Source organism: Pseudomonas sp. AGC41 (genome assembly GCF_057334555.1).
This window is the reverse complement of sequence record NZ_JBHFJB010000117.1, coordinates 113,011-116,666: the sequence shown is the minus strand read 5'-3', so window position 1 is coordinate 116,666 and position 3,656 is coordinate 113,011. Positions and strand designations below refer to the sequence as shown.

At 65.3% G+C, this 3,656-nt stretch carries 5 protein-coding genes; all 5 read right to left on the bottom strand.

What is annotated here, in order from left to right:
• On the bottom strand, positions 1–981 hold a 981-nt coding region (locus ACE04F_RS20720), incomplete at its 3' end, for a dihydroorotase (RefSeq protein ID WP_486109578.1).
• Positions 978–1,982 (bottom strand): aspartate carbamoyltransferase catalytic subunit, encoded by a 1,005-nt coding sequence (locus ACE04F_RS20715; protein ID WP_003177495.1) that lies wholly within the window; start codon positions 1,980–1,982, stop codon positions 978–980. The genes ACE04F_RS20720 and ACE04F_RS20715, both read right to left, overlap by 4 nt.
• Before the next feature lie 24 nt (positions 1,983–2,006).
• Complete coding sequence (gene pyrR / locus ACE04F_RS20710; RefSeq protein ID WP_486109576.1) at positions 2,007–2,513, bottom strand: bifunctional pyr operon transcriptional regulator/uracil phosphoribosyltransferase PyrR; 507 nt, start codon at positions 2,511–2,513, stop codon at positions 2,007–2,009.
• Between the two features lie 82 nt (positions 2,514–2,595).
• The gene (ruvX, locus tag ACE04F_RS20705) at positions 2,596–3,033 is read right to left on the bottom strand and encodes a Holliday junction resolvase RuvX (RefSeq protein ID WP_486109574.1); all 438 of its coding nucleotides are present in this window, start codon (positions 3,031–3,033) and stop codon (positions 2,596–2,598) included.
• A complete protein-coding gene (locus tag ACE04F_RS20700; protein WP_486109716.1) occupies positions 3,033–3,602 on the bottom strand; it encodes a YqgE/AlgH family protein in 570 nt (189 codons plus the stop codon). Before ACE04F_RS20700 ends, ruvX begins: the two co-directional genes overlap by 1 nt.
• Positions 3,603–3,656: the final 54 nt, after the last annotated feature.

Genomic DNA, 3,656 nt, shown 5'->3' with positions numbered 1-3,656 from the left:
GCTGATGCCCGGCTCGGTGGCGCCGAACGGTGCCAGCTTGGCATCGCGCTCGTGGGGTTGGTGATGGCTGGAAATGGCCGAGATCACCCCGGACTTCACCGCCTCGCGCAAGCCGTCGCGGTCGGCGCGGGTGCGCAGCGGCGGCTGGACGTGATAGACACTGTTGAAATCGATCAGCGCTTCGTCGGTCAGGATCAGCTGATACAGCGCCACATCGGCGGTCACCGGCAAGCCTCGGGCCTGGGCCTGGGCGATCAGCGCGGCGCCTCGGGCACTGGTCAGTTGGCTGAAGTGCGCGCGTACACCGCTCTGCTCGACCAACAGCAGGTCCCGGGCCAGGGCCACGGTCTCGGCGGTTTCCGGGATGCCCGGCAAGCCGAGGAAACTGGCGGTCGGGCCTTCATGGGCCAGGCCACCTTCAGCGAGGTCGTGGTCCTGGGAGTTGAAGATCACCGTCAGGCCGAAAGTCGCCGCGTATTCGAGGGCGCGGCACAGGGTCCGGGTATTGCGGAAACTGTTGAGGCCGTTGCCGAACGCCACGCAACCGGCATCACGCAGGGCGATGAGTTCGGCCAGTTGTTCGCCTTCCAGGCCTTTGCTCAGTGCGCCAATCGGGAAGACCTTGGTGTTGCCGGCCTCGCGGGCGCGGTCGAGGATCAGCTCGGCCACGGCCGAGGTGTCCAGTACCGGTTTGGTCTGCGGCGGGCAGCACAGGCTGGTGACGCCACCGGCAGCGGCGGCGCGGGTTTCGCTGACGATGCTGCCTTTGCGGCTGTAGCCCGGCTCGCGCAGGGCAACGTTCAGGTCCACCAGGCCGGGCGCGGCCACCAGGCCTTGGGCGTCGAGGACCTCGGCTGCCACGAAGCCTGTCGGTGCGGCGCCGAGGGCGACGATCTTGCAGGCATCGATATGAATGTCAGTCACTTGATCCAGGCCGCTGGCCGGATCGATCACGCGTGCGCCGAGAATGCTGAGCTTCACTGGGCGTTCTCCTGGTCGAATTGGCGCTGGGCCGTTTGCCCGCTCATGGCCATGGACAGCACGGCCATGCGGATGGCGATGCCGTAGGTCACCTGGTTGAGGATCACCGAATGCGGCCCGTCGGCCACCGCCGACTCGATCTCCACGCCGCGATTGATCGGCCCCGGGTGCATGACGATGGCGTCCGGCTTGGCGCCGGCCAGGCGCGCGGTGGTCAGGCCGAACAGACGGTAGAACTCGCCTTCGCTGGGCAGCAGGCCGCCGGTCATGCGTTCGCGTTGCAGGCGCAGCATGATCACCACGTCGACATCCTTCAGGCCTTCGGTCATGTCGGTGTAGACCTTCACGCCGTATTGCTCGACGCCGATGGGCAGCAGGGTTTTCGGCGCGATCACGCGGATGTCCGGACAGCCGAGGGTCTTCAGCGCGAGCATGTTCGAGCGAGCCACCCGCGAGTGCAGGATGTCGCCGACGATGGCCACCGACAGGTTTTCGAAGCTGCCCTTGTGCCGACGGATGGTCAACATGTCGAGCATGCCCTGGGTCGGGTGTGCGTGGCGGCCGTCGCCGCCGTTGATGATCGCCACTTGCGGGCACACGTGTTCGGCAATGAAGTGCGCCGCGCCGGAGTCGCCGTGGCGCACGACGAACATATCGGCGGCCATGGCTTCGAGGTTGCGCAGGGTGTCGAGCAGGGTTTCGCCCTTGCTCGCCGAAGATGTCGACACGTTCAAGGTAATCACGTCCGCCGACAGCCGCTGGGCCGCCAGTTCGAAGGTGGTGCGGGTGCGGGTGGAGTTTTCGAAGAACACATTGCACACGGTCTTGCCGCGCAGCAGCGGGACTTTTTTCACCGCCCGGGCGCCGACTTCAAGGAACGAGTCGGCAGTGTCGAGGATTTCTGTCAGCAGCTCGCGGCGCAGGCCGTCGAGGGACAGGAAGTGCCGCAGCTGGCCCTGATCGTTGAGCTGCAGCGGGCGCTTGGTTTCGAGAGGCGTCATCGCGATGGACTCTGGCAAGGGCAGTTAAAGGGCGAGGTCTTGCAGTTCGAGTTGCAGCGGCGCCGGGCCGGAAAGCTTGACCCGTTCATGGGCCGCCAGCGCCAGCGTCGCGCCGACCACGTCAGGGCGGATCGGCAATTCGGCGGCGTCCAGGTCGAGCAGGCAGACCAGCGTCACGCTGGCCGGGCGACCGTAGTCGAACAATTCATTCATGGCGGCGCGGATGGTCCGCCCGCTCATCAGCACGTCGTCGATCAGTACCAGGTGCTGGCCTTCGATCTCGAACGGCAGCGCCGAAGGGCGTACTTGCGGGTGCAGGCCGTTCTGGCTGAAGTCGTCGCGGTAGAACGACACGTCCAGGGTGCCCAGCGGCGAGTCGCTGCCCAGTTGATCGAGCAAGGCCTGGGCAACCCAGACGCCGCCAGTGCGAATGCCGATGTAGCGCGGTTCGCTGATGCCGCGTTGTTCCAGGTGCGCCGTGAGACGGATCGCCATCTGGCTGATCAGTTCGGCAGGATTGGGCAGGCTCATGCTGGCTCCTTCAGGTTTGCGGGTCGGTGCTCATGACTCGGCTTGTCGCTAGAAGAAAGCGCCTTGGCGGCGCTTTCAAAATTCAGGTTTCGAACAGGGCGCCGTTGGCATCGAGCCAACCTTGCAGCAGCAGGGCGGCGGCGATGGCGTCCACCGGATTGTCGCGGTAACTGCCTTTCTGCCCGCCGCGCACCAGGCGCTCGCCCTTGGCCTCGAAGGTGGTCAGGCGCTCGTCATGGGTATAGAAGGGCAGATTGAAACGGCCATTGAGCCGGCGGGCGAATTTTTCCGCGCGCAGGCACATGTCGCTGGGCGTGCCGTCCATGTTCAACGGCAGGCCGACCACCACGGCGTCGGGTTTCCATTCCTTGATCAGCGCTTCGACCTGGTTCCAGTCCGGAACGCCGTTCTGCGCTTTTAATGTGCACAGCTCGCGGGCCTGGCCGGTAATGACCTGGCCGACCGCGACGCCGATCTGTTTGGTGCCGTAATCAAAGCCCAGCAGCAGGCGCAGGGCCATCAGGCGTGGCCCGCCTGGCTGGTAAGCAGGCCGAGGTTCACGCCCAATCGGCTGGCCGCCGCTTCCAGGCGCAACTCGCTGCTGGTGTTGAACAGGATGTCGGCGTCGAACGGGCACGTCAGCCAGGCGTTGTCGGCCAGCTCGGCTTCCAGCTGTCCGGGTTCCCAACCGGCATAGCCCAGGGCGATCAGGCTTTTTTCCGGGCCGACGCCGTCGGCGATGGCAAACAGCACGTCCTGGGAAGTAGACAGCGACACGCCGTTCAGATCAACGGTGGCCTGGAATTTGGGGCCCGACGGATGGAGCACGAAACCGCGATCGGTCTGCACCGGGCCGCCGATGAAAATCGGCACGTGCTGGCACAGGAGTGGCGGTGCGACCTCGGGCCGCAGCTGCTCAAGGATATCCGCCAGGTTCAGCTCCTGCGGGCGGTTTACCACCAATCCCATGGCCCCATTGGCCGTGTGCTCGACGATGTAGGTCAAGGTATGGGCAAAGTTCGGATCGGCCATGTGCGGCATGGCAATCAGGAAGTGATGCTTGAGGTAGGTGGGGCTGACGTTTTTCATAGGCGCTAGTGTGGCGGCGCATGGCCGAACTGACAAGCCGGGGATGTGCTGCAA

Excerpts from the sequence above, each read along its gene's own strand:
- ruvX (WP_486109574.1), bottom strand. The coding sequence starts at position 3,033 with ATGGCCCTGCGCCTGCTGCTGGGCTTTGATTACGGCACCAAACAGATC.
- ACE04F_RS20715 (WP_003177495.1), bottom strand. The coding sequence starts at position 1,982 with ATGACGCCTCTCGAAACCAAGCGCCCGCTGCAGCTCAACGATCAGGGC.
- pyrR (WP_486109576.1), bottom strand. The coding sequence starts at position 2,513 with ATGAGCCTGCCCAATCCTGCCGAACTGATCAGCCAGATGGCGATCCGT.
- ACE04F_RS20700 (WP_486109716.1), bottom strand. The coding sequence starts at position 3,602 with ATGAAAAACGTCAGCCCCACCTACCTCAAGCATCACTTCCTGATTGCC.